This is a genomic window from Aeromonas sp. ASNIH1, from assembly GCF_002934285.1.
Taxonomy (GTDB): domain Bacteria; phylum Pseudomonadota; class Gammaproteobacteria; order Enterobacterales; family Aeromonadaceae; genus Aeromonas; species Aeromonas caviae.
In genome coordinates this window covers 954,491-979,812 of record NZ_CP026228.1, presented here as the reverse complement: position 1 = coordinate 979,812, position 25,322 = coordinate 954,491, and the positions used below count along the sequence as shown (strand labels likewise).

Here is a 25,322-nt window from a genome sequence, read left to right as displayed (position 1 = left end):
CTTGTCATGTTGCGCTGTGGCTTAGAGCGCGGCGATCTCGGCCTGCTGGGCTTCCAGCTTGGTCAGCTGGAGACGGTAATCTTCCAGCTTCTCGCGCTCCTTGATGATGACCGCTTCCGGCGCCTTGGCGACGAAGGCTTCGTTGCCGAGCTTGCCTTCGATGCGGCCGCACTCGCCCACCAGACGGGCCACCTCTTTGGCCAGACGGGCCAGCTCGGCTTCCTTGTCGATGAGACCGGCCATGGGGATCATCAGCTCGGTGGCACCGATCAATTTCTTGACCGACAGCGGGGCGGTTTCACCGGCCGCCAGTACGCGGATGGATTCCAGACGGGCCAGCGACTTGAGGAAGGCCTCGTTGTCAGCGGCGCGCTGGGCATCCTTGGCATCGCACTGGAGCAGCACGTTGAGGGGCACGCTCGGGGCCACGTTCATCTCGGCGCGGATGTTGCGGATGCTGACGATGAACTCCTTCACCCACTCCTGATCCGCCATCGCGGCGTCGTCCACCTTGGCGGCGTCGAATTCCGGGAAAGCCTGAATCATGATGGTGTCGGCGTGTACGCCGGCCAGCGGGGCGACCGATTTCCAGATGGTTTCGGTGATGAACGGGATGATCGGGTGTGCCAGGCGCAGCAGGGTCTCGAGGACACTGACGAGGGTGTGGCGGGCAGCGCGCTGCTCGGCCTCGGAGCCCTTGGTCAGTACCGGCTTGGTCAGCTCCAGATACCAGTCACAGAACTGGTTCCAGATAAATTCGTACAACACGCCTGCAGCGATGTCGAAGCGGTAGGTATCGAGGGCGGTGCGGAAGTCACGGATGGCCACTTGCAGCTGGGACTGGATCCAGCGATCCGCCAGGCTGAACTGCATCTCGCCACCGGCAAAGCCGCAATCCTGATCTTCGGTGTTCATCAGCACATAGCGGGAGGCGTTCCACAGCTTGTTGCAGAAGTTGTTGTAGCCATCCAGGCGCTTCATGTCCCAGTTGATGTCACGACCGGTGGAGGCGAGCGCCGCCAGGGTGAAGCGCAGGGCGTCGGTGCCGTGGGCATTGATCCCTTCCGGGAACTGCTTGGCGGTGCGCTTGGCGATCTTCTCGGCCATCTGCGGCTGCATCATGTTGCCGGTGCGCTTCTCCAGCAGGTCTTCCAGGGAGATGCCATCGATCATGTCGAGGGGGTCCAGCACGTTGCCCTTGGACTTGGACATCTTCTGGCCTTCTTCGTCACGGATGAGGCCGGTGATATAGACGGTCTTGAACGGGACTTGCGGCTGGCCGTTCTCGTCCTTGATGAAGTGCATGGTCATCATGATCATCCGGGCAATCCAGAAGAAGATGATGTCGAAGCCGCTCATCAGCACGTCGGTCGGGTGGAAGGTCTTGAGCGCCTCGGTGTTGTTCGGCCAGCCCAGGGTGGAGAAGGTCCACAGGGCGGAGCTGAACCAGGTGTCGAGCACGTCTTCGTCCTGACGCAGCACGGTCACGGACGGGATGCTGTGCTTGGCGCGCACTTCCTCTTCGTTGCGGCCCACGTAGACGTTGCCGGCATCGTCATACCAGGCCGGGATGCGGTGACCCCACCACAGCTGACGGGAGACGCACCAGTCCTGAATGTCGCGCATCCAGGAGAAGTACATGTTTTCGTACTGCTTCGGCACGAACTGGATGCGGCCATCTTCCACCGCCTCGATGGCGGTCTTGGCCATGGGGGCCACGCGCACGTACCACTGGTCGGTCAGCATGGGCTCGATGGGCACGCCGCCGCGATCGCCGTAAGGCTGTTGCAGCACGTGATCCTTGATCTCGGCCAGGAGGCCCAGCTCGTCCAGCTTGGCGACGATGGCCTTGCGGGCGGCGAAGCGCTCCATCCCGGCGAACTCGGTCGGCAGGGCGGCGTCATAGGCGGTGCTGGGGTTGCCATTGGTATCGACCACTTCGGCCTCGGCACGCACGTGGGCGTCCAGGGTGAAGATGTTGATCATCGGCAGGTTGTGGCGCTTGCCCACTTCGTTGTCGTTGAAGTCGTGGGCCGGGGTGATTTTCACGCAGCCGGTGCCCTTCTCCATGTCGGCGTGTTCGTCGGCAACGATGGGTATCAGACGGTTCACCAGCGGCAGCAGGATGTGCTGGCCGATCAGCGCCTTGTAGCGCGGGTCTTCCGGGTTCACGGCCACGGCGGTATCGCCCAGCATGGTTTCCGGACGGGTGGTGGCGACGATCAGGTGATCCTGGCCTTCGGCGGTCTTGGCGCCGTTGGCCAGCGGGTAGCGAAGGTGCCACATGTGGCCCTTGATCTCGCGGTTTTCCACTTCCAGGTCGGAGATGGCGGTGTTGAGCTTGGGATCCCAGTTCACCAGACGCTTGCCGCGGTACATCAGGCCGTCTTCGTACAGGCGCACGAACACTTCCTGGACGGCGGCGGAGAGACCCTCATCCATGGTGAAGCGCTCGCGCTCCCAATCCACGGAGTCACCCAGACGGCGCATCTGACGGGTGATGGTGCCACCGGACTCTTCCTTCCACTGCCAGATCTTGTCGATGAAGGCTTCCCGGCCGTAATCGTGGCGAGTCTTGCCCTCTTCTGCGGCGATCTTGCGCTCAACCACCATCTGGGTGGCGATACCGGCGTGGTCGGTACCCGCCTGCCACAGGGTGTTCTTGCCCTGCATGCGGTTGTAGCGGATCAGGGTGTCCATCAGGGTCTGCTGGAAGGCGTGACCCATGTGCAGGCTGCCGGTGACGTTCGGCGGCGGGATCATGATGCAGAAGGAGTCTTTGCTGGTGTCGCCGTGGGGCTTGAAGTAGCCCTGGGCTTCCCAGTGCTGGTAGAGCGCCTGTTCGATGGCGTTGTGATTAAAAGTCTTTTCCATGGTCTCGCCGTATTCTGGATGGATGGAGTCTGTTGTTGATTCGTCGTGGATCGAGGGTGGCACAGTCAGGGCTGAGCCGGATCCGGTGCGGCAAGGACGGGCTGATCCCTCATCTCGAGGGTATGGCCCGCCTGGCGATAGTGCTTGTAGCGCTCGCGGGCTTGCTGCTTTTGCGTTTCGTCAGTGGGGACAAAATCTACCACTTGAGCGAAGTGTCCTGCAAACAAAGGTGTCTGCCGGGCCAGGTTGATGAGGCAGGCATAGCGCCGCCGTGGCGGCTGATGGCCTATCTCCACTGGAGCCTGACCGCTCTCCCCCTGCAACTGGTGCGGCACGAAGCGATCGGGCGGCAACTGCCACAACAGCTCGTCCAGACGCAGGGCCTGGGCCTCGTCCTCGCACAGCAGATAGAGGTGGCCTGCGCTCCAGCCATCGGCCGCAAGCTGGCAGGCGAGGCGCTCGACGGCGGAGGCATCCGCATCATCGGGCTGGCTCATCAGGTAAAAGGTCACTTGGCTCATCAGGTCGGTCCCGTTTGGCTGTGACGGACAGCGATTGGCCGTCTTCGGGAGCCGCGTCTGGCACGGACTTCCCGGATTCTCTCAATGAAACAAGGAAGAGGCAGGCCTCTTCCTTGTGATACAGGGTAACGCCTTCTCGCATCGCTTTTCGAGTCGATGGGGAAGGGGATCACTCCTTGTCTTCGACGTCCGCCACGCCGGCCCGGTTGAGCAGGAACTGGGTCAGCAGGGGCACAGGACGGCCGGTGGAACCCTTCTCCTTGCCGCTCTTCCAGGCGGTCCCTGCGATATCCAGGTGGGCCCAGTTGTACTTCTTGGTGAAGCGCGACAGGAAGGCGGCGGCAGTGATGGTACCGGCCGGACGGCCACCGATGTTGGCCATGTCCGCGAACGGGCTTTCCAGCTGCTCCTGATACTCGTCGAACAGGGGCAGTCGCCAGGCGCGATCGCCGGCCTGTTCGGAGGCGTTGAGCAGCTCGTGGGCCAGGGGGTTGTGGTTCGCCAAGAGGCCAGAGGTATGGTGGCCAAGGGCGATGATGCAGGCACCGGTCAGGGTCGCTACGTCGATCACGGTCTCGGGATCGTAGCGGTCCACATAGGTGAGGGCATCGCACAACACCAGGCGGCCTTCGGCGTCGGTGTTGAGCACCTCGACGGTCTGGCCGGACATGGTAGTGAGGATGTCACCGGGGCGGTAGGCGTTGCCCCCCGGCATGTTCTCGCAGCCCGCCAGCACGCCGATGACGTTGATGGGCAGCTGCAACTGGGCCAGGGCGTGCATGGTGCCGAGCACGGAGGCTGCGCCACCCATGTCGTACTTCATCTCGTCCATGCCGTCTGCCGGCTTGATGGAGATGCCGCCGGAGTCGAAGGTCAGCCCCTTGCCCACCAGCACGATGGGCTTGGCGTCGGCGTTGCCCTTGTACTCGATGATGGCCATCATGGCTTCGTTCTCGGAGCCACGGGCCACCGCCAGGTAGGAGTTCATGCCGAGCTCGGCCATCTCCTGCTCCCCCACCACCCTGGTGGTGATGTTGTCATAGGCATCCGCCAGACGGCGGGCCTGGGAGGCGAGGTAGGCGGGATTGCAGACGTTGGGCGGCATGTTCGCCACGTCGCGGCAGATGCGCACCCCTTTCGCCACGGCCAGGCCGTGATTGATGGCGCGCTCGCCTATGGTCAGTTCCCGACGCGTCGGCACGTTGAAGACCAGCTTGCGCAGCGGACGGCGCGGTTCGGCCTTGTTGGTCTTGAACTGATCGAAGCTGTAGAGGCCCGCCTTGGTGGTTTCCACCGCCTGACGCACCTTCCAGTAGGTATCCCGACCCTTGACGTGCAGCTCGGTCAGGAAGCAGACCGCTTCCATGGAGCCGGTTTCGTTCAGGGTGGTGATGGTCTTGTTGATGATCTGCTTGTACTGGCGCTCGTCGAGTTCGCGCTCCTTGCCGCACCCGACCAGCAGTACGCGCTCGCTGAGCACACCCGGTACTTGATGCAGCAGCAGCATCTGGCCCGGTTTCCCTTCCAGGTCGCCACGGCGCAGCAGCGAGCTGAGGTAGCCGTCGCTGATCTTGTCCAGCTGTTCGGCAACCGGAGAGAGGCGGCGGGGCTCAAAAACGCCGACCACGACGCAGGCACTGCGTTGCTTCTCAGGACTGCCACTCTTTACACTGAACTCCATGGAATCTCCTACATCCTAAAGACAAAAGGCACCATTTATTGAATAATGCGGTGCTTGTTGGGGTATCAGAGGCGGAGCGAACAGTCACAGGCTCCGCAGTTCAAACTGGTAAAAATCCAATATAGGGCCCTATTTTTCAGGCATTCGACTAAAAACACAAGTTTACTTGGGAATGACTGTGATCGTTTTCCGATATTTGTTCAGGGAGACCCTGAAAACCCAGCTGGCGGTGCTGTTCGTGCTGCTGCTTATCTTCGTCAGCCAGCAATTTATCCAGATCATTGGCGATGCCGCCGATGGTGAGGTGCCGACGCGCCTGGTATCCACCCTCCTGCTGCTCAACCTGCCGAATATGGCGTTGTTGATGCTGCCTATCAGTCTGTTTTTAGCCATTCTGTTTGCTCACGGCCGTTTGTACGCGGAAAGCGAAATGACGGTGATGCACGCGGTGGGTTTCAGTCACCGTTTCATCATGGGCAGCGCCCTGGTGCTGGCCTTGCTGACCGCCGCCGTCGCGGCGTTCAACACCGGCTGGGTCGCCCCCCAGGCCAAGGAGCGGGAGTACCAGGTGATCGACGAGTTCAAGGCCGATCCCGGTATCTCTTTCCTGCAGGCCGGCCGCTTCATGGAGCTCGACAAGGGGCGCCTGGTGGCCTACATCCAGGATCTGAACGACAAGGGGTCGGAGTTGCAGAAAATCTTCGTGCTGCAACGGGCCGAGGGTGGCTCACCCCCGTCAGTGGTGGTGGCCAACGAGGGGCAGGTGACCGCCGACAGCAACGGCTTGCAGTGGCTGACCCTGAAGGATGGTTCGCGCTACGAGGGGCATTTCACCGGCAAGCAGTTCCAGGTCTCGGAGTTCCGTGAATACAGCCTGGTGATCCGCCAGCAGGAGATGGAGCGATCCAACCGCAAGGCGGCGGCCAAGCCGACCCTGGCATTGCTCGGCACCCAGGACAACCAGCTGATGGCCGAATTGCAGTGGCGCCTGTCGCTGCCCCTCTCCATTCTGGTGCTCACCTTCCTGGTGGTGCCGATGGCGCGGGTCAATCCCCGTCAGGGGCGTTACGCCAAGCTGCTGCCGGCCATCCTGCTCTATCTTTCCTATTTCCTGCTGCTCAGTGCCGCCCGGTCGGCCATCGACAGCGGGCGTCTGCCCCACTGGCCCGGGATGTTCCTGGTGCCCCTGGTCTATCTGCTGCTGATAGGGTTGCCTCTCAACCTGCAGGGCACCAGCTGGTGGAACGGGGTCAAAGGGCAATTGTTCAAGAGAAAGTCAGCATGATGCTGCAACCTGGGAGTCTCTGCTGATGTTCGGCATTCTCGATAGATACATAGGCAGGGTCATCTTCATGTCGATCCTGCTGTGCGAGCTGACCCTGGTCGGGCTGGCCGCGCTCATCAAGTACGTGGAGCAGTTGAAGGCGGTCGGGGAAGGCAACTACGACATGCTCAACGCCCTCTACTACGTGCTGCTCTCCATGCCCAAGGAGGCGGTGCTCTTCTTCCCCCTGGCGGCCCTGCTCGGTGGCCTCATCGGTCTGGGCCAGCTCGCGACCAGCTCCGAGCTGGTGGTGATGCAGGCGGCGGGACGCTCCAAGATCAGCATCGTCATGGCGGCGCTCAAGACCGCCATTCCCCTGATGCTGCTGGTGGGGCTGATGGGAGAGTACGTCGCACCGGCCGCCAAGCGGATGGCGGATGACATCAAGGCGGGGGCCATGTCGGAAGGGCGGCTCACGGTCTCGGCCTACGGGGTCTGGGCACGGGATGGCAACAACTTCGTCAACATCAACGGGGTGCGCAACGATGGCGCCCTGACCGGTATCACCCTCTACCGCTTCACTCCGTCCCGCAACCTGATCGACGTGGTGCAGGCGAAGGAGGGGGTGTTCGAGGATCACCACTGGCTGCTGAAACAGGTGCACATCACCCGGTTTGACGATCCCACCCGGATCCAGGACGAAGAGCATGCCCAGATGGCCTGGCAATCCGAGCTGACTCCCAAGCAGCTCGGGGTGGTCAGCATCGATCCCGAGAACCTGCCCATCTCGGGGCTGCGGGACTACATCGGTTATCTGGATGCCAACAAGCAGGATGCCGGACGCTACAAGCTGGAGATGTGGCGTAAGCTGCTCTCACCGCTCTCCGTGGTGGCCATGATACTGCTCGCCTCCTCCTTCATCTTCGGCCCGCTGCGTTCGGTGAGCATGGGGGCGCGGATGCTGATGGGGATCATGACCGGCTTCGCGGTCTATGTGAGCGACAGGGTGTTCGGCCCGGTCAGCCTGGTCTATGCGGTCCCGCCCATCCTCGCGGCCATCGCACCCAGCCTGCTGTTTGGCGGCATCTCCTTCTATATCCTGAGCCGCAAGCAGTAGCGGCCTGAAGGGCGGCGGGCTGCTGACAAAAGGCGGCCATTGCTCTCGATGCACCGTTTCCGTCAAGGTTCTGGGCTGCAAGCCGTCAGTTCTGGTCAGCAAAAAGGGCACCTCGGGGTGCCCTTTTTCGTTGCCGTCTTGGGATCAGCGATTGAGCTGCTCCAGGTTTTCCGTCTTGCCAAGCACCACCACCTCGCACTCGGCCCAGATGTCCTGGAAGGCGCGGGGGCGGGCGCGATTGAACACACACAGCAGGTTGCCCAGGCCAAAGGCCGAGGTGGCGAGCCGGATCAGGGCCTGGGTGACGCGAATGTTGCTGCCGTCCAGGTTCTGGATGCGCAGGCGCCAGGCCCGCATGCCGATGGTCTGGCCGGCGCGGACCCAGAACCAGGTGTAGAAACCGCAGATGACGAAGGCCAGCCAGGCGCTGTAGAGGGGGCTGGTGAGCAGCCAGGCGGCATCCTTGCCCTCGGGAACGTGCGCCATGCCGGTGGCCAGCAGCAGGTGGGCCACCCCCATGCCGATGAAGCCGGCGATGATCAGCAGGGCAATCACCACCAGATAGTCATAGAGCAGGGCGCCGAGACGGCGCAGCAGACCGGCGGACGGATGCCGGGGAGCAGGCTGAAGAGGGGAGGGGGTCTTGCGCTTGGCCATGATGATTATTCCATTAATATGATGCGGGCATTTTATGTAACTGGCCTGGCATCGGCAAGGCGTTGAATAAATGAGCAAACAACGGTGGGCGCAAGAAAAACACCTTGCATGGCCAAGCGCCATTCGTATAATCCCTCGCAGCTGCCCGGGTGGCGAAATCGGTAGACGCAGCGGATTCAAAATCCGCCGTAGCAATACGTGTCGGTTCGAGTCCGACCCCGGGCACCATCAGATTCCATGACAAAAGGCCATCCTCGCGGATGGCCTTTTGTTTTTCCGGGCGGTGCGAAGAGGTGTACCCTCAGCCCCTCAGCCCCTCAGCCCCTCAGCCCTTCAGACCCACAGGCTGTCAGGCCATCAACCTCTCGGACTGCCATCCCCTCAGTCGATATTCTGCGCGATGCGCCACAGCACGCCGGCGGGATCGTACAGACAGAATTCCTTCATGCGCCACGGCTGGGTGACGAGCTCTGTGACCCGGACACTGTAGCGGGCGGCGATCTGGCTCGCCTCCACTTGGGCCCGCCAAGCGGCCACGTCCTCCACCAGGAGGTGCATCATGAGCTGCTCGGCCAGCCCCGGGGGGTTGCCATCCTGCAGCAGGAAGCTTGCGTTGCCGAGATGAAAATAGGCCACGCCGTCGCCATCGGAGGCCAGGGTAAAGCCGAGATCCTGATAGAACTGCTTTGACAGCGTGAAATCCCGGGCAGGCACGAAGGCCTTGATTTCGGTCACGTTGAGATTGGGCATGGGCTCCTCGCGGCGCTGGGAACAGGGGAAGATGGCTTGCCAGTATGACCGGGCATTTCGGGGCAAGCCAGACGAATGGCGCGCGTTTGCACTCTTAAAGTGCTTGTGCCCCTCGGGTGGGGGGATATTGGCCGTCAGCCTCATTTAATTTCACCATGGTATGGCCCATTTCATTTATTTCATAAATACCTTAGCGGGATAGATAAGCCTGCCAGGGTGACATCACCAGGGGTTCGCCCCGTCATTGTGAGGTGGTTGGGTCATCCTGGTGCATTTTCCCGGCAATGCACAGCCAAAGTGCGATTTTCCCCCTGTAACCGGGCATCGTGCGCCAAGATGGTGCGCGTTGAATGTGATAAAAACATAACGGCATGAAATAAAAGGATTATTTTTCTTGGCCTGCTTTATGCTTTCCCCATCTCATGTCGCCATGATGTCTCCGTGAGCCACACAGGTGCGGTGGGCAGGTGGCCAGGTTGGAAATGCATATCAGGAAATGGACCCGGATGCCGGGACGACAAGGAGAGGGCTGTATGTTCAAGAGACTCGTAATGACTGGCCTGCTGGCGCTGGCCGCCACCATGGCCGCCCCGGGCTGGGCCGAAGATGTGGCCGCGCAGGCCGATGTGGTACAGGCGGCCGCGACCGTGACCATCAACAAGGGGGACAATACCTGGCTGATGGTGGCGGCGGCCCTGGTGATCCTGATGTCCGTGCCGGGCCTCGCCCTCTTCTACGGCGGCCTGGTGCGCGCCAAGAACATGCTGAGCGTGCTGATGCAGGTGTTCACCTTGTTCTGCCTCATCACCGTCCTCTGGGTGGTCTACGGCTACTCCCTGGCCTTCACCGAGGGCGGCGCCTTCTACGGTTCCTTCGACAAGGTGCTGCTGATGGGGGTGACGCCGGATTCCATCGCCGCCACCTTCAGCAAGGGGGTCGGGATCAGCGAGTTCATCTACGTGGTGTTCCAGGGCGCCTTTGCCGCCATCACCTGCGGGCTCATCGTCGGCGGCTTTGCCGAGCGGATGAAGTTCTCGGCGGTGCTGCTGTTCGCGGTGATCTGGTTCACCTTCGCCTATATCCCGATGGCGCACATGGTGTGGTACTGGGCGGGTCCGGATGCCTACACGGATGCGGCCGCCGCCGAAGCGGCCGGTGCCACCGCAGGCTATCTGTTCCAGCACGGCGCTCTGGACTTCGCCGGTGGCACCGTGGTGCACATCAACGCCGCGGTGGCCGGTCTGGTAGGGGCCTTCATGGTGGGCAAACGGGTTGGCTATGGCCGTGACCCCATGACCCCCCACAGCCTGACCATGACCATGATCGGTGCCGCCCTGCTGTGGTTCGGCTGGTTCGGCTTCAACGCTGGCTCCTCCCTCGAAGCCAACGGCACGGCGGCCCTGGCCTTCGCCAACACCTGGATCGCACCTGCCGCTGCCGCCCTCTCCTGGACCTTCGCCGAGTGGGCGATGAAGGGCCGTCCCTCCCTGCTTGGCGCTGTCTCCGGTGCGGTGGCGGGCCTGGTCGCCATCACCCCTGCCGCCGGTTTCGTCGGTGTGGGGGGCGCCCTCATCATCGGCCTGCTCAGCGGCGTTGCCGGTTTGTGGGGCGTGCACGGTCTCAAGCGTCTGCTGGGGGCCGATGACAGCCTGGACGTGTTCGGCCTGCACGGGGTGTGCGGGATCCTGGGGGCCGTGCTGACCGGGGTGTTCGCCAGCCCGGATCTGGGCGGCACCGGGGTGTGGGACTATGTGACCAACCAGGTGGCCGAGGGATACTCCATCCTGGCCCAGGTCAAGGTACAGGTCATCGGCGTGGGGGTGACCGTGGTCTGGACCGCCCTGGTCTCGGCCGTGGCCTACAAGCTGGTGGACCTGCTGATCGGTCTGCGGGTGAAGGAAGATGCCGAGCGCGAAGGGCTGGACGTGACCAGCCACGGCGAGAAAGCCTACAGCCATTGATCCTGCTGCCATGAATGTCATACCGCCGGCCCCGTCCGGCGGTTTTTTATTGGGGCGGGCTGGCCAGGCTGCCCGGACCGGGCCGCTGGTGGCCGGGGTCGCTATTTGTGTTTGCAGGGTCTTTTATGCCTGCATTTTGGGCGGATCTCCGCTAAACTCTGCCACCCTTTATTCGGGGTCGCCGGGTCTGCCCCGTCGTCACCCTCTCTTTCATGCCTTCGGAGCCGCTCATGCCGTTAGTGGGACACCAACATCAGATCGATATTCTGGAACTGACCGACAAGGGGGATGGCAAGGGTCGCCTGTTCGATCGCCCCCTGTTTGTCGAGGGTCTGCTGCCCGGTGAGCAGGCTCTGGTCGAGTTGACCGAGGTCAAACCGAACTACCTGCACGGCAAGCTGGTCGAGCTGACCCAGCCCTCCGTCGATCGGGTGGCCGATTTTTGCCCCAACACCGAGTGCGGTGGCTGCCAGGTGCGCCCGCTGGCCTATCCGGCCCAGCTTGCCCTCAAGCAGAGCCTGGTGCAGAGCGCACTGGAGCAGGTCGGGCTGGGTGAGGCCGTGGTCAACCCCATCCTCGGCATGGAGACGCCGTTTGCCTATCGCAACAAGGCCCAGTACGCGGTGCGTGGCAGCGAGGCGGGCGCCGAGATCGGCTTCTACCGCAAGCACTCCCATGACCTCATCACCGCCGATGATTGCGCGGTGCAGGATTCGCTGCACGTGGAGCTCAATGCCCGGGTACGCAACTGGATGCGCGAGCACGACATCGCGGCCTATGACGAGGTGGCCCACACCGGCTGCGTGCGCAACCTGATGACCCGCAAGGGCTTCAAGAGCGGCGAGCTGATGGTGGTGCTGGTGACCCTGGGCGAAGCGCTGCCGTTCGAAGCCGAGCTGCTGGCGGCCCTGGCGGATCTGCCGGTCACTACTCTGGTGCAGAACATCAACGAGGCGCGTACCAACCGCATCCTGGGTGACAAGAACCGGGTGCTGCTGGGCAGCGGGGTGATCCGCGACAAGATCCACGAGCTCGAATTCGAGATCTCGCCCCTCTCCTTCTTCCAGAACAACCCGAGCCAGACCGACGTGCTCTACTCCAAGGCGCTGGAGTATTGCGAGCTGACCGGCAGCGAGACGGTGTTCGACATCTATTGCGGCATCGGCACCATCTCCCTGTTCCTGGCAGGCAAGGCCGCCAAGGTGGTGGGGATCGAGTCGGTGGAGAGCGCCATCAGCGACGCCCGCCGCAATGCGGCCCTCAACGGCATCGAGCAGACCGAGTTCCACGTGGGCAAGGCGGAGCAGCTGATGCCTGCCCTGCATGCCGACGGGGTGAGTGCCGACGTGGTGGTGATGGATCCGCCCCGCAAGGGCTGTGACAAGGCGGTATTGCAGACCCTGGTGGCCATGGCGCCGCGCCGTCTGGTCTATGTCTCCTGCAACCCCCAGACCCTGGCCCGGGATCTCGCCTGGCTGGTCAAACAGGGCTTCGTGCTGGACGAGGTGCAGCCGGTGGACATGTTCCCGCACTCCATGCACGTGGAAGCGGTTGCTCGCCTGAGCCTGCCAGCGAAAGCCTGATCGGGCCGAGGGCGTGGCGTTAGCCAGATGGCTCTGATAAAAACGACTCCTGAGGGAGTCGTTTTTTATGGTCGTGGTCGGCAGAACCACCAGGCAGGGAGGTCGGCGTGATGATTCGTATGGCAGGGGTGGAGGATGCGGCGGCGCTGGACAGCTTCTTCGGGCAACTGGACAGGGAGACCCGCTTCATGCTGTATGAAGCGGGAGAGCGCCCCTCGGACATCGCGGGGCAGCGCAGGCGGCTCGAGGCCATGGCCGCGTCCCCCAACCAGGCCATGTGGCTGCTGGAGCTGGCGGGGGAGGTGCAAGGGTTTGCCGCGCTCCTTGGTGGCGGCCTGGCACGCAACCGCCACTGCGCCCTGGTGGTGATGGGGCTGCGTTCGGGGGCGCGCGGGCAGGGATGGGGTGAACGGTTGCTGCGTACCCTGATCGCGGCCGCGAGGGATCTCGGTATCCACCGGCTGGAGCTGGGAGTGATGGCCCACAACGAGGTGGCCCACGCCTTGTATCGCAAGTGCGGGTTCGTGGAGGAAGGGGTGAGACGGCAGGCCTATCGGCTGGACGAGGGCTATGTGGACGAGATTTCCATGGGGCTGCTGCTGCCGCTGGACAGGCCATGACGCCGCTGGCCCCGAGATGCTGGTCTGGGGAGTTGGATTGGGGCAGGCTTGTGGGGAAACCATCAAGACAAGGAGGCGCCCATGAAGGGGATATTGCTGCGTTGGCTGGCTCGCTACGATGCCTGGTGCCAGGAGTGGGGACTCACACCGGAGAACCGGCGCTGCTGCGCGCCGGTACGCCATGATGAAGAGGAGAAGCGCCCGGAGAAGGGCGACGACCTCACTGGAACTGGCGGGTCACGGCGCCAGTGACGCTGTTGTAGTCGAACGAGAGCCCGTCGGGGTATGCCGGGAAGCGGCCAACGGAGCTGCGCAGGGTATAGCGGCAGTTGTCGTGACGAAGGGCGCCGTCAGCCTGAGCGTCTGCCGGGATGAGCCGGGAGATGTAGTCACTGTCTGAATCCTGGTGCAACTCATCGGCCACCGTCAGATCGGTATCGAGCAGGGCGCCAAACAGGCTCTCGCAGTCGTCCCGGCTGCTGACGGAGATCTGATCGCTGTCGCCACCGGGGAAGACGGTATCGGGCCCCTGACCTCCCTGGTGCCAACCGGCCAGCCATGGCTGTTGATGTCGAGATCCTGCCTGCCCATGCCGCTAAAGTTGTAGAGTGCCAGAGGCTCCCCCTTAACCTTGACCGCCCAGCCGGCGTGGGCGAGCCGGGCGGCACTGGCAAAGCTGCCCGCCGTGGCCGAGACGCTGCTCTTGAGCCCGTCGTCCTGGATGTTGATGAAGCGGGGCAGGGCGGTCACGGCCAGGATCCCCAGCACGATGATGACCAGCACCAGTTCTATCAGGGTAAAGCCTCGGGAAACGTGTGTTGGCATGGAATGAACCCATTGAGTACGACAGACAGGTAAGCGCGACATGGAATTGATAGACACCCACTGCCACCTCGATTTTCCGGTCTTTGACGCCGATAGGGAGGCGCTGCTGACCCGGTGGCGCCAGCTGGGGGTGGGCGAGTATATCATCCCCGCCGTGGGAGAGGAAAACTGGGGGCGGGTGGTGGCGCTGGCAGGGCGCCACGACGACATCCGCTATGGCCTGGGGATCCATCCCTGGTATGTGGGCAAGCAGCCCCGGGATGCACTGACCCGGCTGGAGACCCTGCTGGCGAGTCGGCCCCGTGGGCTGGTGGCCGTGGGGGAGTGCGGGCTGGATCTGCGCTCCCATGTGCCGCAGGAGGGGCAGGTCGAGATGTTCGAGGCGCAGGTGCGGCTGGCCATGGCGCATGAGCTGCCCCTCATCGTCCACTCGGTGCGTGCCAACGACACGGTCGCCAAGATCCTGCGGCGCTGCACTCCGCCACAAGGGGGGGTCATTCATGCCTTCAGCGGCTCCCTGCATCAGGCGGAGGTGTTCTGGCAACTGGGTTTCAGGCTGGGGATCGGGGGGGTCATCAGCTATGAGCGGGCCAACAAGACCCGGGAGGCGATACGCCAGATGCCGCTGGAGGCCTTGCTGCTGGAAACCGACGCTCCCGACATGCCGCTGCAAGGCCAGCAGGGGGAGGTGAACACGCCGGCCAGCCTGCCGACCATAGCCCGCTTGTTGGCACAATTGCGGCAGCAACCGCTGGAGGATGTTATTTCGGTGTTACATGACTCCACCCGGCGGCTGTTCCCCCCAGGAAATCATGAAATTAACATTTGATTATCAAATGATGACCGAGTGATAAAAAACAGGGCCCATAAAAATCGTTTGCGGTCTAATTAAACGATGTTCAGGCCATTTGTGGCTTATAAAATGTGACCAGTATTCTATTTTGTCGCACCGTAATTAGTATAATGCGCACCCTTGATTAGCGGCTTCAATACACAAATCGTTAACAAGCTGGCAGGTGCTACTAAAGAGGAAGTGTTAATAATGAATCTGATAATGGGTCTGGTAGGGATGGCGACGCTCGTCCTGATTGCGGTGCTGTTCTCCAGCAACCGCAAGGCAATCAAAATTCGTACCGTAGGTGGCGCCTTTGCCATCCAGGCCGGTCTGGGGGCCTTCGTGCTCTACGTGCCGGTCGGTCGTGACATCCTGGTAGGCGTGTCCGACGCCGTCTCCAGCGTCATCGGTTATGGCCAGAACGGCATCGAATTCCTGTTCGGTGGTCTGGTTGGCAACAAGATGTTCGAAGTGTTCGGTGGCGGTGGCTTCGTCTTCGCCTTCCGCGTCCTGCCCGTCATCATCTTCTTCTCTTCCCTGATCGCGGTACTCTACTACCTCGGCATCATGCAGTGGGTGATCAAGCTGCTGGGCGGCGGTCTGCAGAAGGTGCTGGGCACCTCTCGTACCGAATCCCTCTCCGCCACTGCCAACATCTTCGTCGGTCAGACCGAAGCCCCGCTGGTGGTACGTCCCTTCATCTCCAAGATGACCGACTCCGAGCTGTTCGCCGTCATGTGTGGTGGTCTGGCTTCCGTTGCCGGCTCCGTACTGGCCGGTTACGCCTCCATGGGCGTCAAGATGGAATACCTGATCGCCGCCTCCTTCATGGCTGCCCCGGGTGGTCTGCTGTTCGCCAAGCTGCTGGTACCGGAAACCGAGACCCCGAGCTACGACGAGAACACCGCAGAAGGTGAGCTGGACGACAAGCCGGCCAACGTGATCGACGCCGCTGCCGCCGGTGCCTCCGCCGGTCTGCAACTGGCCCTGAACGTGGGTGCCATGCTGCTGGCCTTCATCGGCCTCATCGCCATGATCAACGGCATCTTCTCCGGTGTGGGCGGCTGGTTCGGTTACCCGCAACTCTCCCTGGAGCTGCTGCTGGGCTGGCTGTTCTCCCCGCTGGCCTTCCTGATCGGTGTGCCCTGGAGCGAAGCGGTCGTGGCCGGTTCCTTCATCGGTCAGAAGCTGGTGGTCAACGAGTTCGTGGCTTACCTGAACTTCGCCCCCTACCTGAAGGATGAAGTACTGATCAACGGTGTGGCCATGTCCGAGCACACCAAGGCGATCATCTCCTTCGCCCTGTGCGGCTTCGCCAACCTGTCCTCCGTCGCCATCCTGCTGGGTGGTCTGGGCTCCATGGCACCGAACCGTCGCGGCACCATCGCCAAGTTCGGTCTGAAGGCCGTGCTGGCAGGTTCCCTGTCCAACCTGATGTCTGCGACCATCGCAGGCTTCTTCCTGGCGCTGTCCGGCATGTAACATCGCCTGACTGACAGGATAAAGACGAACGCCACAGCGATTTGCTGTGGCGTTCTCGTTTGGGGTGGTGACAACCGTTTTCCTGTCAAGACTAATAATAAAGTGAGTCAAATCGGAGGTTCTATGAATGAAGTGCTACTGGCTATGGCGGCTGGCTTTATCGTTGGGGTGTTGTTTTCTTTCCTCAAGTTGCCGATACCGGCGCCGCCCGTCCTCTCCGGCGTCATGGGGATCGTGGGGGTCTATCTGGGGGGCATTGCCTACTCCTGGATCCTGACCCGCTTCTTCTCTTAAGCGCCTTCCAGCGCTGGATTTGCCGGGTGTGAGGTACCTCTGAAATTGGCAAATCCGGCTTGCAAACACGGGGTATCTCGGCTGAAATAGGCGATGCCAGCAGGGTGCTGGCATTGACTAATGCCCGGTGAATCCGGGTGTTGGCGGTCAAATGGAATTGATTGGGAAGTCGGGTCTGCGTAGTCGGCCTTTCTCAAGTCTTCATGGAACCAAGTCCGCACTTTTGTAAGAAAGTGACAGGGCTCTTGCCTTATTTGCAGCCGTATTGCCTGTGCATTTGCGCTGCAATTCCATATCCCGTTGCTCCGGGAACGTCTCTGCCGACCCTTGGTGTTCGGTGAAGCCGCTCGCGGGTGATGGGGCTTAACAAGACTTTGGAGACATAGCATGACTGATCTGAAAGTGGCCGCCCAACGCGCCCTGAACCTGATGGACCTGACCACTCTGAACGATGACGACACCGATCAGAAGGTGATCGACCTGTGCCGCAAGGCCAAGTCACCGGCTGGTCTGACCGCCGCCGTCTGCATCTATCCCCGTTTCATCCCCATCGCTCGCAAGACCCTGCGTGAAATCGGCGCCGCCGACGTGCGCATCGCGACCGTGACCAACTTCCCGCACGGCAACGATGACATCGAGATCGCCGTAGCCGAAACCCGCGCTGCCGTGGCCTACGGTGCCGACGAAGTGGACGTGGTGTTCCCGTACCGCGCCTTCATGGCCGGCAATGAACAGGTCGGCTTCGATCTGGTCAAAGCTTGTAAGGAAGCCTGTGGTAGCCAAGCCCTGCTGAAAGTGATCATCGAAACCGGTGAACTGAAAGAAGAGGCGCTGATCCGCCGCGCTTCCGAAATCTGTATCGATGCCGGTGCCGACTTCATCAAGACCTCCACCGGCAAGGTGCCGGTCAATGCGACCCCGGAAGCGGCGCGCATCATGATGGAAGTGATCAAGGCCAAGAACCCGAAAGTGGGCTTCAAGCCGGCCGGTGGCGTGAAAGACGCCGCCGTGGCGGGTCAGTACCTGGCCATGGCCGAAGAGATCCTGGGCAAAGACTGGGTATCCGCCCGCACCTTCCGCTTTGGTGCCTCCAGCCTGCTGGCCAGCCTGCTGGCCACACTGGGGCATGGCGACAAGCCGGCCAACACCAGCGGTTACTAATAGGTCGATGAGAGGGCGGACCTGGTCCGCCCTGTTTCGCCCCCACCATGCGGTGTGTGGGCAAGGATTCAGGCTTGTGTAACGCCAGCAATGGCGGAGGGAATGAAAGATGTTTTTGCCTCAAGAAATTATTCGCAAGAAGCGCAACGGTGAAGCGCTCAGTACCCAAGAGATTCAATTCTTCGTTCAGGGCATTACCAACAACACCATCGGTGAGGGCCAGATTGCGGCGCTGGCGATGGCGGTCTACTTCAAAGACATGACCATGGATGAGCGGGTTGCCCTGACCTGCGCCATGCGCGACTCCGGCATGGTATTGACCTGGGATCACCTCAATCTGGGCGGCCCCATCGTCGACAAGCACTCCACCGGCGGCGTGGGTGACGTCGTCTCCCTGATGCTGGGCCCCATGGTCGCCGCCTGTGGCGGTTTCGTGCCCATGATCTCCGGCCGTGGTCTCGGCCATACCGGCGGTACCCTGGACAAGCTGGATGCCATCCCCGGCTACCAGACCTCGGTCGACAACGACCGCTTCCTGAAAGTGGTGAAAGAGGCGGGGGTCGCCATCATCGGCCAGACCGGCGATCTCGCCCCGGCCGACAAGCGTATCTATGCGGTACGGGACATCACCGCCACCGTTGAATCCATTGCCATGATCACCGGCTCCATCCTCTCCAAGAAGCTTGCCTCCGGGCTGGAAGCGCTGGTGATGGACGTGAAGGTGGGCTCCGGCGCCTTTATGCCGACCTTTGAAGCCTCTGAAGAGCTTGCCAGGAGCATCGTCGCCGTGGCCAACGGTGCCAGCTGCCGCACCTCTGCACTCCTGACCGACATGAACCAGGTGCTGGCCTCCAGCGCCGGCAACGCCGTGGAAGTGCGCGAAGCGGTGCGCTACCTGACCGGTGAGTATCGCAACCAGCGCATCCACGAAGTGACCATGGCCCTGTGCGCCGAGATGCTGATCTCCGCCGGTCTTGCCAGCGATGACGGCGATGCCCGCACCAGGTTGCAAGCGGTGCTGGACAACGGCAAGGCAGCCGAGATCTTCGGGTGCATGGTGACCGGCCTCGGTGGTCCCGCCGACTTCATGGAGCGCTACGACGCCTACCTGCCCAAAGCCGCCATCGTGCGCCCCGTCTACGCGGCCCACAGCGGATTCGTCACCGCGATGGATACCCGTGAACTGGGTCTGGCCGTGGTGGCCATGGGGGGCGGTCGCCGCGCCGCCGCCGACAAACTCGATTATGCGGTCGGTCTGACCGACTTTATCCGCCTGGGTCAGAGCGTCGATGCTGACAAGCCGCTTGCCCTGATCCACGCTCAGACAGAAGCTCAATTTGCCGAGGCAGCCCGCATGGTGCAGGCTGCCGTGAAGATCGGCGACACCCAACCGGAGGCGCTGCCCGAGGTTTACCGTCGCATCGGTCTGGCTGATTTGTAACAAGGGGAAGTCCCATGAAACGTACCTTTATTCTGATGATGGACTCTTTCGGTATTGGTGCTGCCGCCGATGCCGACAAGTTCGGCGACGTGGGTGCCAATACCCTTGGCCATATCGCCAAGGCGTGCGCCGCCGGTGAGATCGAGGGCCGTGGCGCTCTCAACCTGCCAAACCTCAGCAAGCTGGGTCTGGGCCACGCGGGCGAACTCGCCAGCGGCACCTTCCCGGCCGGACTGAACAAGGATGTCGAGGTGATCGGTGCCTACGGCTTTGCCCAGGAGCTCTCCTCCGGCAAGGACACCCCGTCCGGTCACTGGGAGATTGCCGGCGTGCCCGTCTTGTTCGAGTGGGGTTATTTCCACGACTATCACAACAGCTTCCCGCAGGAGCTGCTGGATGCCATCGTCGAGAAGGCCGGTCTGCCCGGGTATCTGGGCAACTGCCACGCCTCCGGCACCCAGGTGCTGGACGATCTGGGCGAAGAGCACATGCGCACCGGCAAGCCGATCCTCTACACCTCTGCCGACTCCGTGTTCCAGATCGCCTGCCACGAAGAGACCTATGGCCTCGAGAAGCTCTATGAGCTGTGCCACATCGTGCGCGAGCTGCTGGAGCCCTACAACATCGGCCGCGTCATCGCGCGTCCGTTCGTGGGCAGCGGCAAGGGCAACTTCAAGCGCACCGGCAACCGCCACGACTACTCCGTGCTGCCGCCGGCGCCGACCGTGCTGGACTACATGAAGGAAGCGGGTGGCCAGGTGGTCTCCATCGGCAAGATCGCCGACATCTATGCCCAGCAGGGCATCACCAAGCAGGTGAAGGGGACCGGTCTGACCGAGCTGTGGGACAGGACTCTGGAAGAGGTGAAAGCGGCCGGTGACCAGACCATCGTCTTCACCAACTTCGTCGACTTCGACTCCTCCTACGGTCACCGCCGTGACGTCAAGGGCTACGCCGATGCGCTGGAGTACTTCGACTCCCGCCTGCCGGAGCTGTTCGACCTGCTGCAGGATGGCGACGTGGTGGTGCTGACCGCCGACCACGGCTGTGACCCGACCTGGAGCGGTACCGACCACACCCGCGAATACATTCCGGTACTGTTCTACGGCAAGCCGGTCAAGGCGGGCTCCGTCGGTCGTCGCGAGACCTTCGCCGACATCGGCCAGAGCATCGCGGCCTACCACGGCCTGCCCAAGCTGCAATACGGTACCAGCTTCCTGTGATGGTGACCCCGGGCCGGTTCGCCTGCCCGGGGTGCCACAGGGCCCTGGTTTCCTGTAATGTACCGCCGCCGCGCAGGCAGCGGACAATCCATAAAGACAATAAAACTCAACCTAGTGTGAAGGAATAAAGAGAATGGCAACTCCTCATATCAATGCGAAAGATGGCGCCTTTGCTGATACCGTGCTGATGCCGGGCGACCCCCTGCGTGCCAAGTACATCGCCGAAACCTTCCTGGAGAACGTCGAGCAGGTGTGCGACGTGCGCAACATGTTCGGTTTCACCGGCACCTACAAGGGTCGTCGCATCTCCGTCATGGGTCACGGCATGGGCATCCCGTCCTGCTCCATCTACGCAAAAGAGCTGATCACCGACTACGGCGTGAAGACCCTGATCCGCGTGGGCTCCTGCGGTGCCGTGCGTGAAGACGTGAAACTGCGTGACGTGGTGATCGGCATGGGTGCCTGCACCGATTCCAAAGTGAACCGTCTGCGCTTCAAGGACCACGACTTCGCCGCCATCGCCGACTTCGATCTGGTGGCCAATGCCGTTCAGGCTGCCAAGAACAAGGGCGTGGCCGTGCGCGTGGGCAACATCTTCTCCGCCGATCTGTTCTACACCCCGGACCCCTCCATGTTCGACGTCATGGAAAAATACGGCATCCTGGGTGTCGAGATGGAAGCCGCCGGTATCTATGGCGTGGCCGCCGAGTACGGTGCCAAGGCGCTGACCATCTGCACCGTCTCCGACCATATCCGTACCGGTGAGCAGACCACCTCCGAAGAGCGTCAGCTGACCTTCAACGACATGATCGAAATCGCGCTGGACTCCGTCCTGCTGGGTGACAACTGATCCCCCTCGCGCATAAAAAAACGGCGGCCCTCGGGCCGCCGTTTTGCATTTTTGCGAAGCACGGTCAGAGATCGAGGGCGAAGCGCCCCTTGCCCGACTGCTTGGCCTGGTACATGGCGGCATCGGCCCGGTGCAGCAGATCGTCGATGTGACAATACTGGCCCGAGTGGCAGAGGGCGCCCCCTATGCTGCCGGCAAGGGGCAGCTGATGACCAGCCACGTCCCCAGGAACCGCCATGGCCGCCAGCAGCCGCTCGCACAGGGCAGGCAGCTCCTGCGCGGGTTGGCGCAGGGCAGGCAGTATGATGGTGAACTCGTCACCTGCCAGGCGCGCCACCATGTCCCCCGGGCGCACCTCGGCACTCAGCACCTGGGCGAAGCGTTGCAACAGGGCATCGCCGACGTGGTGTCCCAGCCTGTCGTTGATCCCCTTGAAGCCGTCGAGATCGAGGAACAGCAGGCCCAGGGGTTCGGCATTCTGGCGCACCCGCTCCAGCTCCCGGGAGAGGCGCAGGGTGAAGGCGCGCCGATTGGGCAGGCCGGTGAGGGGGTCGTGAGCCGCCTCGTGTTCCAGCTGGCTTTGCAGCGCCTTGAACTCGGTGATGTCGCTGCCGAGGATGTAGACCCCGGGCTCGTCGCCCCGGCTCGGGATCATGGTGATCCTGAGGTCACGCTGACCTATGGGCAGATCGAAGCGGCGCTCGAAACTCACCTGTTCACCGGCGAGGGCCTTTGCCACATAGGCCATGGCCCTGCCGTCGGCCTCCTCGCCGATGACGTCCCGCACGCTCATTTCCCGCATCTGTTCGGTATCGAGCCCGAAGTAGCGGCAATAGGCCTGGTTGGCGAAGAGGTAACGCCCCTCGGGCGACACCATGCTGATGGTGACCGGCAGGCCATCGGTGATGGCCCGCAGTCGGGCACGGCCACGCTCGATCTCCGCGAGCACCTGGCGGCGGGCCGTGATGTCGTGCAAAAACAGGGCGATGCGCACCTTGCCGTCGAACTGGTAACGCTCGGCGATCACCTCGACCGGGATGTGCCGGCCTGCGCGGGTGATGATGTCGCACTCCAGCCGCCGTGGCGGACTCTGCGGGTTGCCTGACAGGCTCAGCAGGGGATGCTCGGCGCCGAGCAGCCCGAAGAGGGGACGGCCCAGCATCTCGTCGGCGTGCCAGCCGAGCAGGGTGGTGGAGGCCGGGTTCCAGCCTGTGATGATGAAATCGGCATCGAGCTCGAGGAAGGCATTGCTGGTGTGCTCCAGCATGTGCTGCAAGCGGCGCTGCTCCTGCCACAGCTGCTGCTGCATGGCGCCGCGCTCGCGCATCTCCTGATGCAGCTGTTCCACCGTGCGGGAGAGCTCCCGGGTCCGTGACTGCACCTGCTGCTCGAGCCCTTGCTGCAGCCGCACGAGTTCGGCTTCGGCCTGTTTGCGCTCGGTGAGGTCGGCAAACACGGCGATCATGTGGGGGGCCATGGTGCGGCTCTGGCAGAGGGTCACGCTGAGCTGGACCCAGCACTGGGTGCCATCGGCCCGGATCATCCGCTTCTCCAGCCGGTAATCCTGCCGTTGCCCCGCGATCAGGGCATCGAACAGGGGCTGCTCCCGTTGCAGATCTTCGGGATGGGTCATGGCGAGCCAGGTCCGGCTCAGCATCTCGTGCTCGCTGTAACCGAGCAGCCGCTCCAGCCCCGGGTTGGCTCTCAGCCATTTCCCCTCGAGGGAGGAGAGGGCCATGCCCACCGACGACTGGTTGAAGGTGAGGGTGAAGAGGTGCTCCTTGTCTTCCAGCACCTGGTTGAGGGTGCGCACCTGGTGGCGCCGCTCCAGATCGTGCAGGGTGTTCTCCACCAGGCGGCCGAAGTCGTCGAGATCCCGGCAGGCCTCTTCATCGAGATGGCGCGGCACATGGTCCACCAGGCAGAGGGTGCCGAGCACCACGCCATCAAGGGCGCGCAGGGGGCGGCCGGCGTAGAAGACCACGCCGGGATCATCGGTCACCAGCGGATTGTCGGCAAAGCGGAGATCCCGTCTGGCATCCGGTACCTGCATGATGTCGGGGCGCAAAATGGCATGACCGCAGAAGGAGTGCTCCCGGTTGATCTCGCACATATCGACCCCGGTGCGGGCGAGAAACCACTGCCTGTTCACGTCGGTCAGGGAGACCATGGCGATGGGGAGTGCGAAATGCCGGGTGATGAGCCGGGTGAGGCGATCAAGCTGATGGATGGGCTCGTGGTCGAGCAGGCCGAGGATGCGCAGTCGTTCCAGTCGACTGTGTTCATCCAGCGGCAAGGGGGGGCAATCATGTGGCTCTCCTGCCAGTGATCTTGCCAGTGTTATATACAAGCCGGAGGATGTGATCCACTCCCGCTTATTGCGGAGCGGCGGGTTTGCTCTGTTTCTTGTGCTTGCGCACCCGCATGTAGTTGCGACGCACCCCGTAGGAGATGAGCAGGCCGGCCAGCAGCATCACCAGCAGCATCAGGCGCTGTTTCTCCTGGTTGACCTTGAGATGGGTATCTTGTGCGGCCAGCAGTTTCTGCTCTTCCAGGGTGATCCTCAGATAGCCCAGGGTCAGGTTTCCGTCCTGGATCTCCTGGACGAACTGGATGCGCCCCTTGCCCTGCTCCGGCAGGGATTTGTTGTCGCTGCCGATGGGCAGCAGACTGTCCAGCGGCAGGGCGTTGTCCGACTGGGCGAGGGGAATGCCGCGGGCGTCATAGAGGGTGACATCCAGAATGTCAGGCTCGGCGGCCAGATCCTGCGCCAGTCTCTCCAGTTCGCTCTCCTTATCCTCCTTGATCCAGCGGCGCATGTCCCGGGCGGCATAGGCGACCAGCGCCTGTGCCCTGTCCCGTGCCGCCGCGTGCAGGGCGGCCTGGCTCTCTCCCTGCATGTGGATGAGCAGCACCAGCACCCAGAGACCGAGCAGGACTCCCGCCGCCAGGCTGACAACACGTTTGATGGGAAGATGACGCACAGAACCGGGCCTCTGGTAATGGATGAGCGGGGCTGGCTGGTGCCCCGGTGCCGCGAAGCGGGAAACAGGGTGGTCTGTTTCCATGTCTGCCCGCACCGCAGGCGGGATCTTGGCGCTTGCCTGTACAAAAAGCAATACGCTACTCTGGGCCCGCATGATGAACCCCATGATTTCCAAGGAAGGCGTCTCTCTTATGTTGTTGTCCCAACTTCCCCGCTCCCTGCACGACTGGTCCGGGGCCCTGAGCTGTGCCCCCTGCTGGCAGCTCACCAACGAAGCCCTGCTGCCCGCGGCCAACGCCCACGACAGCGCCTGGATTGTCCTGTTTGGCAAGGGGCTGGAGGCCGGTCATCTGGCCCGCCTGGCCCAGCAGCTGGATGCCCTGGGGCTTGAGTCAAGCCTCTATCCCGCAGGGGAGCAGGCCGGTATTCCGCTGCTGCTGCTTGGCACCAACCGCTTTTCCCCCGAGCTGGTGCAGGCGCTCAAAGCCCAGGAGTGGGACATCGACCTGTGTCATCTGGCCGCCCTGCCTACCCTGAGTGAGCCCGGTCTGCTGGTGATGGACATGGATTCCACCGCGATCAGGATAGAGTGCATCGACGAAATCGCGCGGCTGGCCGGGGTCGGTGAGCAAGTGGCGGCCGTTACCGCGGCGGCCATGCAGGGCAAGCTGGAGTTTGCCGACAGTCTGCGTGCCCGGGTGGCGCTGCTGGAAGGGGCGCCGGTCACCATCCTCGACGAGGTGGCGGCCGACATGCCCTGGATGCCGGGCCTGCCACTCATGGTCGATGCCCTCAAGCAGGCTGGCTGGAAGGTGGCGATCGCCTCCGGTGGCTTCACCCGCTTTGCCGGCGAGTTGCAGCGTGCTCTGGGTCTGGATGCCATTTTCGCCAACGAGCTGGCGGTGGAAGGGGGCTTGCTGACCGGCAAGGTGAGCGGCCCCATCGTCGATGCCGCCGCCAAGGCCGAAGCACTGCAACAGCTGGCCTCGGAGTACGGGGTGGTTGCATCCCAGACGGTTGCGGTCGGCGATGGTGCCAACGATCTCAAGATGATGGCGGTGGCGGGGCTTGGCATTGCCATTCATGCCAAACCCCTGGTACGTGCCCAGGCGGCGGCGACCCTCAATCACCACGATCTGGAAGGGGTGCTCTGCCTGCTCGGCGCCCTGGCTTGTCGCGACCGACGCTGGTGCTGAT

21 protein-coding genes, 1 tRNA gene and 1 pseudogene are annotated in these 25,322 nt (G+C 62.6%); 15 read left to right on the top strand and 8 right to left on the bottom strand.

Annotation, left to right across the window (positions count from 1 at the left end; all coding sequences use genetic code 11):
- Positions 1-21: 21 nt before the first annotated feature.
- From C2U37_RS04710 to pepA, 3 genes are all read right to left on the bottom strand, one after another.
- Positions 22-2,874, bottom strand: coding sequence for a valine--tRNA ligase (locus tag C2U37_RS04710; protein ID WP_158656227.1), 2,853 nt, complete (start codon positions 2,872-2,874; stop codon positions 22-24).
- Between the two features lie 65 nt (positions 2,875-2,939).
- A complete protein-coding gene (locus C2U37_RS04705; protein ID WP_010672959.1) occupies positions 2,940-3,395 on the bottom strand; it encodes a DNA polymerase III subunit chi in 456 nt (151 codons plus the stop codon).
- A 169-nt stretch (positions 3,396-3,564) separates the two neighbouring features.
- A complete protein-coding gene (gene pepA / locus C2U37_RS04700) occupies positions 3,565-5,076 on the bottom strand; it encodes a leucyl aminopeptidase (protein ID WP_010672960.1) in 1,512 nt (503 codons plus the stop codon).
- A gap of 172 nt (positions 5,077-5,248) precedes the next feature.
- On the opposite strand from pepA, the gene lptF reads away from it, so the two are divergent.
- Both lptF and lptG read left to right on the top strand, forming a co-directional pair.
- Positions 5,249-6,361, top strand: coding sequence for an LPS export ABC transporter permease LptF (gene lptF / locus C2U37_RS04695; RefSeq protein ID WP_029313726.1), 1,113 nt, complete (start codon positions 5,249-5,251; stop codon positions 6,359-6,361).
- A 25-nt stretch (positions 6,362-6,386) separates the two neighbouring features.
- Positions 6,387-7,457 carry an LPS export ABC transporter permease LptG gene (gene lptG, locus C2U37_RS04690; protein ID WP_010672962.1) on the top strand — a complete coding sequence of 357 codons (1,071 nt, stop codon included), beginning with the start codon at positions 6,387-6,389 and terminating at the stop codon, positions 7,455-7,457.
- Positions 7,458-7,601: 144 nt separating this feature from the next.
- Here lptG and C2U37_RS04685 read toward each other — a convergent pair whose 3' ends face one another.
- Complete coding sequence (locus tag C2U37_RS04685) at positions 7,602-8,114, bottom strand: RDD family protein (protein ID WP_010672963.1); 513 nt, start codon at positions 8,112-8,114, stop codon at positions 7,602-7,604.
- Positions 8,115-8,257: 143 nt separating this feature from the next.
- Here C2U37_RS04685 and C2U37_RS04680 point away from each other — a divergent pair.
- A tRNA-Leu gene (locus C2U37_RS04680) sits at positions 8,258-8,342 on the top strand.
- A 153-nt stretch (positions 8,343-8,495) separates the two neighbouring features.
- Here C2U37_RS04680 and C2U37_RS04675 read toward each other — a convergent pair.
- Positions 8,496-8,864: a VOC family protein gene (locus C2U37_RS04675; RefSeq protein ID WP_104451910.1), complete on the bottom strand. Its 369-nt coding sequence runs from the start codon at positions 8,862-8,864 to the stop codon at positions 8,496-8,498.
- Positions 8,865-9,397: 533 nt separating this feature from the next.
- Here C2U37_RS04675 and amt point away from each other — a divergent pair.
- The 4 genes from amt (at position 9,398) to C2U37_RS24830 (ending at position 13,280) form a co-directional block, all read left to right on the top strand.
- Positions 9,398-10,825, top strand: coding sequence for an ammonium transporter (gene amt, locus C2U37_RS04670; protein WP_104451909.1), 1,428 nt, complete (start codon positions 9,398-9,400; stop codon positions 10,823-10,825).
- Positions 10,826-11,055: 230 nt separating this feature from the next.
- Positions 11,056-12,408 (top strand): 23S rRNA (uracil(1939)-C(5))-methyltransferase RlmD, encoded by a 1,353-nt coding sequence (rlmD, locus tag C2U37_RS04665; protein ID WP_104451908.1) that lies wholly within the window; start codon positions 11,056-11,058, stop codon positions 12,406-12,408.
- A gap of 110 nt (positions 12,409-12,518) precedes the next feature.
- The gene (locus tag C2U37_RS04660; protein WP_199770533.1) at positions 12,519-13,028 is read left to right on the top strand and encodes a GNAT family N-acetyltransferase; all 510 of its coding nucleotides are present in this window, start codon (positions 12,519-12,521) and stop codon (positions 13,026-13,028) included.
- An 81-nt stretch (positions 13,029-13,109) separates the two neighbouring features.
- Positions 13,110-13,280 carry a DUF5363 family protein gene (locus C2U37_RS24830; protein ID WP_164882685.1) on the top strand — a complete coding sequence of 57 codons (171 nt, stop codon included), beginning with the start codon at positions 13,110-13,112 and terminating at the stop codon, positions 13,278-13,280.
- Here C2U37_RS24830 and tppF read toward each other — a convergent pair.
- Positions 13,249-13,853 (bottom strand): annotated as a pseudogene (gene tppF, locus C2U37_RS04655) (type IVa pilus pseudopilin TppF). The gene C2U37_RS24830 and the pseudogene tppF sit on opposite strands and share 32 nt — an antisense overlap.
- A 40-nt stretch (positions 13,854-13,893) precedes the next feature.
- Here tppF and C2U37_RS04650 point away from each other — a divergent pair.
- From C2U37_RS04650 to deoD, 7 genes are all read left to right on the top strand, one after another.
- Positions 13,894-14,682, top strand: a complete 789-nt coding sequence (locus C2U37_RS04650) for a TatD family hydrolase (RefSeq protein ID WP_104451906.1) — start codon at positions 13,894-13,896, stop codon at positions 14,680-14,682.
- A 213-nt stretch (positions 14,683-14,895) separates the two neighbouring features.
- On the top strand, positions 14,896-16,170 hold the full coding sequence (locus C2U37_RS04645; RefSeq protein ID WP_039039944.1) for a NupC/NupG family nucleoside CNT transporter: 1,275 nt from the start codon (positions 14,896-14,898) through the stop codon (positions 16,168-16,170).
- A 123-nt stretch (positions 16,171-16,293) separates the two neighbouring features.
- Positions 16,294-16,464 carry a XapX domain-containing protein gene (locus C2U37_RS04640; RefSeq protein WP_010673027.1) on the top strand — a complete coding sequence of 57 codons (171 nt, stop codon included), beginning with the start codon at positions 16,294-16,296 and terminating at the stop codon, positions 16,462-16,464.
- 387 nt (positions 16,465-16,851) lie between these two features.
- Positions 16,852-17,625, top strand: coding sequence for a deoxyribose-phosphate aldolase (deoC, locus tag C2U37_RS04635; RefSeq protein WP_104451905.1), 774 nt, complete (start codon positions 16,852-16,854; stop codon positions 17,623-17,625).
- Between the two features lie 109 nt (positions 17,626-17,734).
- On the top strand, positions 17,735-19,066 hold the full coding sequence (gene deoA / locus C2U37_RS04630; protein ID WP_104451904.1) for a thymidine phosphorylase: 1,332 nt from the start codon (positions 17,735-17,737) through the stop codon (positions 19,064-19,066).
- A 14-nt stretch (positions 19,067-19,080) separates the two neighbouring features.
- Complete coding sequence (locus tag C2U37_RS04625) at positions 19,081-20,289, top strand: phosphopentomutase (RefSeq protein ID WP_104451903.1); 1,209 nt, start codon at positions 19,081-19,083, stop codon at positions 20,287-20,289.
- Between the two features lie 133 nt (positions 20,290-20,422).
- Positions 20,423-21,139 carry a purine-nucleoside phosphorylase gene (gene deoD / locus C2U37_RS04620; protein WP_005341325.1) on the top strand — a complete coding sequence of 239 codons (717 nt, stop codon included), beginning with the start codon at positions 20,423-20,425 and terminating at the stop codon, positions 21,137-21,139.
- Between the two features lie 64 nt (positions 21,140-21,203).
- Here the strand turns inward: deoD and C2U37_RS04615 are convergent, their stop codons facing one another.
- Positions 21,204-23,429 (bottom strand): sensor domain-containing diguanylate cyclase, encoded by a 2,226-nt coding sequence (locus tag C2U37_RS04615; RefSeq protein ID WP_199770532.1) that lies wholly within the window; start codon positions 23,427-23,429, stop codon positions 21,204-21,206.
- Between the two features lie 85 nt (positions 23,430-23,514).
- Positions 23,515-24,123, bottom strand: coding sequence for an AhpA/YtjB family protein (locus C2U37_RS04610; protein ID WP_010673032.1), 609 nt, complete (start codon positions 24,121-24,123; stop codon positions 23,515-23,517).
- Between the two features lie 193 nt (positions 24,124-24,316).
- Here C2U37_RS04610 and serB point away from each other — a divergent pair, with 193 nt between their 5' ends.
- Entirely contained in the window at positions 24,317-25,321 is a 1,005-nt protein-coding gene (gene serB / locus C2U37_RS04605; protein ID WP_041210929.1) for a phosphoserine phosphatase SerB, read from the top strand.
- The last annotated feature ends 1 nt before the right edge of the window (position 25,322 follow it).

What these genes read in the sequence shown, in the direction of transcription:
- C2U37_RS04710 (WP_158656227.1), bottom strand. Translation starts at nt 2,874, where the DNA reads ATGGAAAAGACTTTTAATCACAACGCCATCGAACAGGCGCTCTACCAG.
- C2U37_RS04705 (WP_010672959.1), bottom strand. Translation starts at nt 3,395, where the DNA reads ATGAGCCAAGTGACCTTTTACCTGATGAGCCAGCCCGATGATGCGGAT.
- pepA (WP_010672960.1), bottom strand. Translation starts at nt 5,076, where the DNA reads ATGGAGTTCAGTGTAAAGAGTGGCAGTCCTGAGAAGCAACGCAGTGCC.
- lptF (WP_029313726.1), top strand. Translation starts at nt 5,249, where the DNA reads ATGACTGTGATCGTTTTCCGATATTTGTTCAGGGAGACCCTGAAAACC.
- lptG (WP_010672962.1), top strand. Translation starts at nt 6,387, where the DNA reads ATGTTCGGCATTCTCGATAGATACATAGGCAGGGTCATCTTCATGTCG.
- C2U37_RS04685 (WP_010672963.1), bottom strand. Translation starts at nt 8,114, where the DNA reads ATGGCCAAGCGCAAGACCCCCTCCCCTCTTCAGCCTGCTCCCCGGCAT.
- C2U37_RS04675 (WP_104451910.1), bottom strand. Translation starts at nt 8,864, where the DNA reads ATGCCCAATCTCAACGTGACCGAAATCAAGGCCTTCGTGCCTGCCCGG.
- amt (WP_104451909.1), top strand. Translation starts at nt 9,398, where the DNA reads ATGTTCAAGAGACTCGTAATGACTGGCCTGCTGGCGCTGGCCGCCACC.
- rlmD (WP_104451908.1), top strand. Translation starts at nt 11,056, where the DNA reads ATGCCGTTAGTGGGACACCAACATCAGATCGATATTCTGGAACTGACC.
- C2U37_RS04660 (WP_199770533.1), top strand. Translation starts at nt 12,519, where the DNA reads ATGATTCGTATGGCAGGGGTGGAGGATGCGGCGGCGCTGGACAGCTTC.
- C2U37_RS24830 (WP_164882685.1), top strand. Translation starts at nt 13,110, where the DNA reads ATGAAGGGGATATTGCTGCGTTGGCTGGCTCGCTACGATGCCTGGTGC.
- C2U37_RS04650 (WP_104451906.1), top strand. Translation starts at nt 13,894, where the DNA reads ATGGAATTGATAGACACCCACTGCCACCTCGATTTTCCGGTCTTTGAC.
- C2U37_RS04645 (WP_039039944.1), top strand. Translation starts at nt 14,896, where the DNA reads ATGAATCTGATAATGGGTCTGGTAGGGATGGCGACGCTCGTCCTGATT.
- C2U37_RS04640 (WP_010673027.1), top strand. Translation starts at nt 16,294, where the DNA reads ATGAATGAAGTGCTACTGGCTATGGCGGCTGGCTTTATCGTTGGGGTG.
- deoC (WP_104451905.1), top strand. Translation starts at nt 16,852, where the DNA reads ATGACTGATCTGAAAGTGGCCGCCCAACGCGCCCTGAACCTGATGGAC.
- deoA (WP_104451904.1), top strand. Translation starts at nt 17,735, where the DNA reads ATGTTTTTGCCTCAAGAAATTATTCGCAAGAAGCGCAACGGTGAAGCG.
- C2U37_RS04625 (WP_104451903.1), top strand. Translation starts at nt 19,081, where the DNA reads ATGAAACGTACCTTTATTCTGATGATGGACTCTTTCGGTATTGGTGCT.
- deoD (WP_005341325.1), top strand. Translation starts at nt 20,423, where the DNA reads ATGGCAACTCCTCATATCAATGCGAAAGATGGCGCCTTTGCTGATACC.
- serB (WP_041210929.1), top strand. Translation starts at nt 24,317, where the DNA reads ATGTTGTTGTCCCAACTTCCCCGCTCCCTGCACGACTGGTCCGGGGCC.